General features: G+C 51.3%; 5 protein-coding genes and 1 pseudogene. 3 read left to right on the forward strand and 3 right to left on the reverse strand.

The features are described 5' to 3' along the window. Nucleotides 1-98: 98 nt before the first annotated feature. Nucleotides 99-2,651, forward strand: a complete 2,553-nt coding sequence (locus tag QOL41_RS08800; protein WP_283429463.1) for a VPS10 domain-containing protein — start codon at nucleotides 99-101, stop codon at nucleotides 2,649-2,651. Between the two features lie 112 nt (nucleotides 2,652-2,763). Here the strand turns inward: QOL41_RS08800 and QOL41_RS08805 are convergent, their stop codons facing one another. Then, entirely contained in the window at nucleotides 2,764-3,291 is a 528-nt protein-coding gene (locus QOL41_RS08805; RefSeq protein ID WP_283429464.1) for a lipocalin-like domain-containing protein, read from the reverse strand. Between the two features lie 143 nt (nucleotides 3,292-3,434). Here QOL41_RS08805 and QOL41_RS08810 point away from each other — a divergent pair, with 143 nt between their 5' ends. Further along, nucleotides 3,435-4,646 (forward strand): sialate O-acetylesterase, encoded by a 1,212-nt coding sequence (locus QOL41_RS08810; RefSeq protein WP_283429465.1) that lies wholly within the window; start codon nucleotides 3,435-3,437, stop codon nucleotides 4,644-4,646. Here the strand turns inward: QOL41_RS08810 and tsaA are convergent. After that, nucleotides 4,624-5,340: a tRNA (N6-threonylcarbamoyladenosine(37)-N6)-methyltransferase TrmO gene (tsaA, locus tag QOL41_RS08815; protein WP_283429466.1), complete on the reverse strand. Its 717-nt coding sequence runs from the start codon at nucleotides 5,338-5,340 to the stop codon at nucleotides 4,624-4,626. The genes QOL41_RS08810 and tsaA overlap by 23 nt on opposite strands. Nucleotides 5,341-5,372: 32 nt before the next feature. Continuing rightward, complete coding sequence (locus tag QOL41_RS08820; protein WP_283429467.1) at nucleotides 5,373-5,861, reverse strand: hypothetical protein; 489 nt, start codon at nucleotides 5,859-5,861, stop codon at nucleotides 5,373-5,375. 289 nt (nucleotides 5,862-6,150) lie between these two features. Here QOL41_RS08820 and QOL41_RS08825 point away from each other — a divergent pair. Then, a pseudogene (locus QOL41_RS08825) lies at nucleotides 6,151-6,500 on the forward strand (hypothetical protein); the annotation flags it as partial.

Raw genomic sequence — 6,500 nt, forward strand, 5'->3', positions numbered from 1 at the left:
GGATACAAAGCGGCTTTTTAAGCCGCTTTTTCTGTTTTTTAGGTATTTTCTGAAAAAACAAGCCCGGATTGTATCCGGAGTTATGCAATGGAGATGGCATGTTTGGTAAAATGAAGGTTTTGACAGTCGCATTGGGCGTGGGAATGCTCGCGACCGCGGCAAATGCCGAAAAATACAGTTGGGGCAACGTCCGTTTTGACGGCGGCGGATTCGTTTCTGCCGTGATTTTCCACCCCAAGGCCGAAAATTTGCTGTATGCCCGCACTGACGTGGGTGGCATTTATCGTTTTGACTTTGCAAAGAAAACTTGGCTCCCGTTGATGGACTGGATTGACCAAAACGACGTGGGCCTTTATGGTACCGAAGCCTTTGCACTCGACCCAAACGACCCCAAGCGCATTTACGTGCTTGCAGGTACAGGCTATTTTAGCAAGGGCCGCACTGCCATTTTGCGTAGTGAAGACTACGGTGAAACCTGGGACACGAGCTACGTAGAAATGCTCGCCCACGGTAACGGCATGGGCCGTCAGACCGGTGAAAAACTGGCCGTAGACCCGAACAAGGGTAACATCGTTCTTTGCGGTAGCCGCACCAAGGGCGTGTACAAGAGTACCGACTACGGTAAGACCTGGACCAGCCTTTACAAGGTGGCCCTTTCTACCGCCACCGAATCTAGCTTGAACGGCGTGAATGGCGTCAGTTTCGTGATGTTCGACCCGGCTCAGGGCAAGCTCGCCGACGGCAGCACCGCCACAATCTACATTGGCACTTCTGAAACCAAGGACAACCTGCAGGTGAGCCACGATGGCGGCGCCACTTGGGAAACGATCAAGGGTGTTCCCACTGGACTCATGCCCCACCGCGCCAAAATCGTGGACGGCGACATGTACGTGACCTTTGCCGACGGCCCCGGCCCCTACAACATTGCCAGCGGCGGTTTCTACAAGTACAATATTGCCGGCGGTACCTGGACCGACCTGACCCCGAGCGATTCCGTAGAACACGAAGGCAGCACCACCAAGAGCTACGAAAAAGACAAGAGCTCTTACGGCGGCGTGGCGATTGACCCGACCGACAAGAACCACATCGTGATTTCGACACTCGGCAAGTACACCGGACGCCACGTGACGATCGACGAAAAGGACAACTACGGCGACCGCATTTACACCACGACCGACGGCGGCAAGACCTGGATTCACGGCCAGCATTACAACGACATTCCGAACATCGATGCCAATGGTACCGCCTGGATTCCGGGCAACGCAATCCACTGGGCAGGCTCTTTGGAAATCAACCCCTTCAACAGCAAAGAAGCTTGGGTCACCAGCGGTAACGGCATCTTTATGACCGAAGATATTTCGGCCAAGGTTCCCGTATGGAAGTTTATGTCGAAGGGTATCGAAGAAACGGTTCCGCTTGATATCGTGAGCATTCCGAATGGCCCGCTTGTCACCGCCATCGGTGACTACGATGGTGCCGCTTACGCCAACATCAATACCAGCACCAAGCGCCACACCCCGATTATCGGCACCACCGAAAGCATGGGCTACGCCCCGCTGACCGGAAGCCTGCTGCGTACCGGTGTGATTACCGTATACGGCCAGTACGATTCGCAGAACTTTAACGTGATGTATCGCTCCGACGACATGGGCGCTACCTGGGACAGCGTGAAGACAACTCTGAAGGGCCCCAAGGGCTTGGTCGTGCTCTCTGCCGACGGCAAGATAATGCTGCACCGTCCCGACCAGGGCGCAACCGTTTACCGCTCTGCCGACAATGGCGCCACCTGGACTGCCGTTGAAACCGGCACGCAGACGAACTATTCCCGCATTGTCGCAGACCCCGTGAACCCCGACGTGTTCTACGTAATGGGCGGCATGGGCACGCTCTACAAGTCCACTGACGGCGGCAAGTCCTTTGCCGAAGCCGAAGCTCGCCTGCAGAACGAGCAAGCAGGAGTTTACTACAACGGCGGCGGACTCATCCGTACCGTTCCGGGCAGAGAAGGCCATTTGTGGGTACCTGTAGACCAGGCCCAAGTCTGGCAGCCCAAGGGATTCACCGAAAACGGTCTCGCCTACACCGAAGACGGCGGCAAGAGCTGGAACCATTGCGAAGGCGCCTCGACCGCTATCGCCGTCGGTATCGGCAAAGCCAAGGAAGGTAGCAGCTACGAAACCATCTTTATCTGGGGTGCAGCAAAGTCCGGCGATCCGATTGGCATTTACCGCAGCACCGACAAGTGCAAGACCTTTGAACGCGTAAACGATGACATGCACCAGTTCGGCGGTCCGGGCAACGGCAACTTCGTACAGGGCGACATGAACAACTTCGGCGTCGTGTACATGAGTACGGTCGGCCGCGGCACCATCGTGGGCGCCCCCGAAGGCACCGAATTCATTACCAAGCTCAAACGCGTGAACGTTACAGCAAGCACCTTTATGCAGCTTGAAAAGCGCAACCTGCATGTGAGCGCCCCGGCAGGGAGCAAGGTCGAAATCTACGCCGCCAACGGCAAGCTCGCCTTGAGATCCAGCCTCGAAAGCGAAAACGTGGTCAGCCTGAACAAGCTCCCCGTGGGCAAGTACATGGCTCGCCTGAAGGGTGCTAACGGCAAGGTGCTCAACCAGAAGACACTTGTAATCCGCTAATTAACAAGATTACTCTTCCTCCATAATTCCAAATACACAAAAAATTCCCGACAACGAATGTTGCCGGGGATTTTTAATATCAGATTCGATTTAAACGAAAATCAAATGCAGATTAGTTAGCGCTAATCGTATAGACTTCGGTGCTATTTTCCCTGATACTCTTTTCATCGGTCGCATTAAAGAAGAACCAGAGAACACCCGTAGTCATCTTGATTTGGGCACCATTGGTGGTAATAATCGGCACAAAAGTAATGCTTTTTTGCTTAGTGTCAAGACACATGCCATTGACGGTAGACTTCATGGTAAGCATATTACCGCTTACGGTCCATGTACCATAAACCGGATTGCAGTCAATGGTCCTAAGGTCAGCCGGAGCGGCAGCAGGAACATCAAACTGGAAACTGCCATCTTCACTAAAGGTCAGCATGCCAGGAGCACTCTTATAATCGTAACTCGGCAAAATTTCGCCCGTTCCAGAATTTGCCAAACCAATCATGTTCCAAGAACCCACCAGGCAGTCAGAAGAAAGACCATTTGCACATTCCTCGGCCTTCGATGGCTTGGGGTCAGAAGAAGAATCACCGCAAGCCGTAAACATGGAAACGGCTAGCGCAAACGGAACCAATAACATCTTTTTCATAGAATTTCCTCGTTTTTCCTTGAATATAAGTAATTCTTGTTGTAAAAATCAACAACATAATAAAGTTTACAATCTCAATAGATCCATAATAATGGTATATTTTTAGATTAAGGGAAATTATTCCCTGTTGTTTGGAGTAAATTATGAAAAAATTTCTGTTAGGAGCAGCCTTCGCAATGGCTCTTTCTCAAGTAAACGCAGCCCCGGACCCGAATTTCCATATCTATCTCGCCTTCGGGCAGTCCAACATGGAAGGCCAGGGCGATATCGAGCAACAGGACAAGTCTGTCGACGAGCGCTTCCAGGTTCTCTGGGCGGCCGACAACGGCTCTTGCTCCGGCAAGACTAAGGGCAAATGGTCTACTGCCGTGCCTCCGCTGGCGCACTGCCAGGGTGCAAAGCTTGGTCCCACGGACTATTTCGGCCGCACGATGGTCGAAAAGACGGACCCCCAGATCAAGGTGGGCGTCATCGTGGTGGCTGTTGCAGGATGCAGCATCCAGTTGTTCGACAAGAACTCCTACGCAAATTATGCTAGAACACAGCAGAGCTGGATGACCCAGCGCATTAACGATTATGGAGGAAACCCCTATGGACGCCTGATTGAAATGGCCAAGAAGGCCCAGGAAGAAGGCGTTATCAAGGGTATTATCTTCCATCAGGGCGAAACCGATGCCGGTGACGGCAATTGGCCTTCTGCGGTCAAGAAGGTCTACGACAACATTATCAAGGATTTAGGCCTCGAAAACGACATTCCGTTCCTTGCGGGCGAGGTCCTACGCACGGGCGTAAGCAAAGGTGCAAACAACAACATTGCCAAGCTTCCGCAGCAGTCCAAGAACTTCTACGTGGTGTCTTCCGAAGGATTCAACCAGGCCTTAGGCGATGGCCAGAACGTGCACTTTACCGCGCAGGAATACCGCGACTTCGGTAAGCGCTACGCCGAAAAGATGATCGAGGTGCTGGGCGACAAGCTCAATCCCGTTGCTGAATCGAGTAGCAGCGTAGCCGAATCGAGCAGCAGCGAAGTCGCAAGCTCTTCTAGCGTAGCATCTAGCTCCAGCGATGCACCGGAATCTTCGTCTAGCGAAGGCATGGGCATTGCACAGGTGGAACACTTTGTGGGCGGTTCGCTTACGGTGAACAAAGCCGGCAATGTGCAGTTGAGCCTTGCCAAGGCAACGCAGCTGACCGTCAAGGTTTACTCTAGCCTCGGCAAGGAAGTGCTGGACTTGAGCGGCAACTACGCCGGAACAAACACTCTGGTGCTTGCAGGCAGAATCCCGGCCGGGCGCTACGTAGTCAGTGCCCAGGGCGAAGGGTTCAAGGCCACTAAGCCTGTAATGGTAAAATAGCGACGACCGTCAGGTGGTCGCCCTGCACTTGAAACTTGATTTCGAAGCCGGCGAACCTGATGCCGTAAATGCGGTCGGCGGACCTCTGGTACGCGGGCCGCGGGTCTTCGGAAAGCAGCTCCACAAGAGCTGCCTTTTTTTGTTCGGGGAAAGCGGCGGCGGAGCCTGGCGCGAAAACTCCGTCGGCAAAAGAGACTTCCAGCTTGTTGAAGCGAACCGCCTCGGCAAAGCCGCCAGTGGCCTCGGGCACGGAATCGGCGTACGGCAAGTAGGGCTTGATATCTACGATAGGCGTGCCGTCCATGAGGTCGGCGCCGCTGACCGTAATGGAGGGCGCGCCCTCCCCCGTCAAGTTGATTTTCTCGATTTTGACGCAGCTCATGGCCAAGGGATTCGGCCTAAAGCTGCTGCGGGTCGCAAACACGCCCAGCCGCGTATTGCCACCAAGACGGGGCGGGCGTACCGTCGGCTTCCAGGTGTCGCGCACATTTTCCGAAAAAATCCATAAGAGCCACAAGTGACTAAAGCCATCCAGACCGCGCAACGCGTCGGCATTGCGGAACTCCGGCTCAAAGACAATCGTCGAGCGCAAATTCTTCAAAAGCCCGCTCTGCCGCGGAATCCCGAACTTGTCCGGAAAATCGCTCCTGATGCGGGCAATGACCTTGAAAGTAATCTCTTTCCTCTTTTCCACACGGGAATATATAGAAAAAAAATGCCCCTATTTTAGAACGAATCCAAATCAAGCGTTAAAAGAATATCCGTAAAATATTGCAACGCCGAATACTTGATTTCTGGCGAATCAAGATTCGTCTGTGCCTTAATTGAATTGACATAGTACTTTAAATAAACAAGAAATTTTGCTTCAATCTCGCGGAAGTGGTCCTGCAGTTCTCTAAATTCATTGGCATCAATTCTTGAAACTTCACCAATATCTTTTTCAGTCACTATGACAGCCTTCGCAAAATCAAGTGCAGGAATTCGCCCAACCGTACTTAAAGATTTTCTCCCAGACTCAATAAAGAAGAAACAATGCGGCACTCTACCCGTTTTAGGACGATGCGCACTCGTCCTAAACGGAATAGCGAATTTTTTTTGTCCAACCTGTAGAACTAACACAAGATGTGGTCGTCCAGGTTTCTTCAATATTTCAGCATCATCCTCATGCTCTTCAAAAAATTTTTCGTTCAAATGGACAATAGTTATTCGGCTCACTTTTTCCTCAAATAAAAAAAGCCGTTCTTTATATTTTCATATAAAAAACGGCAAAAATTGGCCTTTCTTTTTTATCTCAGGTGGCGACCTACCACCCTGTTTCATCAATTTGGCCTTTCTTTTTTTCTCAGGTGGCGACCTACCACCCTGTTGCTGATTATAATATACAAAAAAACTTATCCAAAATCAATATGGGAGCTAGTTTCAGCTATAAAAAACACACTTGAAATAGAGATTAATCTATATTTCGCGAAAAAGTTTGGTGGGATTTCATATCTGGAGGTCTTCTGTGAAGATTTTAAAAAGCGCCGTCGCCCTGTCTGTTCTCCTGACCATGCTTGTTGCATGCGGAGATGAATCCACTTCCTCTTCTGTTATCCCAGAACCGGCCGACGAATATTCTTCTAGCGAAGGTGAGGTCGCCTCTTCGTCTTCTAAAAAAGACGAAAATTCTAGTTCTTCAGTAGAAAAGGCGAAGGAATCTAGTTCCTCGGTAAAGCCTTCTTCTTCGGATGCCAAGTCCAGCAGCAGTGAAGATGTGAAACAGTCTTCTTCAAGCGTTGTGGCTTCGAGCAGCAGCGTGGTGAAGTCGTCTAGCAGTTTTGTGAGAAAAGATTATACTAGCGCAGATCATTCGTA

Origin of the sequence: Fibrobacter sp. UWB10 (assembly GCF_900182935.1) — a bacterium.
GTDB classification, from domain to species: domain Bacteria; phylum Fibrobacterota; class Fibrobacteria; order Fibrobacterales; family Fibrobacteraceae; genus Fibrobacter; species Fibrobacter succinogenes_O.

Coding starts and splice junctions, on each gene's coding strand:
- QOL41_RS08810 (WP_283429465.1), top strand. CDS start 3,435: ATGAAAAAATTTCTGTTAGGAGCAGCCTTCGCAATGGCTCTTTCTCAA.
- QOL41_RS08800 (WP_283429463.1), top strand. CDS start 99: ATGTTTGGTAAAATGAAGGTTTTGACAGTCGCATTGGGCGTGGGAATG.
- QOL41_RS08805 (WP_283429464.1), bottom strand. CDS start 3,291: ATGAAAAAGATGTTATTGGTTCCGTTTGCGCTAGCCGTTTCCATGTTT.